This is a genomic window from Acinetobacter sp. RF14B (genome assembly GCF_006864105.1).
Lineage (GTDB): Bacteria > Pseudomonadota > Gammaproteobacteria > Pseudomonadales > Moraxellaceae > Acinetobacter > Acinetobacter lwoffii_C.
Genome location: NZ_SMTB01000233.1, coordinates 1 through 531 on the forward strand (window position 1 = coordinate 1; position 531 = coordinate 531).

The 531-nt window shown below is 52.5% G+C and carries 1 pseudogene; it reads right to left on the minus strand.

What is annotated here, in order from left to right:
- A pseudogene (locus E2K52_RS14690) lies at positions 1-531 on the minus strand (hypothetical protein); the annotation flags it as partial.

The window sequence follows — 531 nt, forward strand, 5'->3', positions numbered from 1 at the left end:
GAGCTCGGTGGAACTGCCCACCAGCGTCAGTTCTACCTGCTTGCCGAGTTTTCCCGCCAGATCACGCACCAGCCGGGGATAGCGACTAAAGACATATTCCATCGGCATCATGCGAATCGACATCACTGATTCCTGCAAATCACGGGCGTTACGTTGTAACTGCCCCATGCTGGTAATCAAATCACCATGATTAACCGGGTCCAGTTCGCTGGAACGCTGGGCAAGCATGGACTGGGTGATAACCAGCTCGCCGACGAGGTTAATTAATTGATCAACCTTTTCTACCGCTACACGGATGCTGGTGGATTCACTGCTGCGCGTCGTTTTTTCCCGCTCCACGCGACCGGTTGGCGCTTGTTCGGCTGCCAGTTTAAGCACTGGTGGGGTGGATATTTTTGGCGAGACTTCTACTGTTTCAAAGGTAATCTGATCGGCTTCAATCACAAAACAGAGTACCGCTGTGATGTCATCTTCGGCGATATCGCCCGGTAATATTGCCGAGAGAGAATCCGCCCCTTTCACCACGTCAGT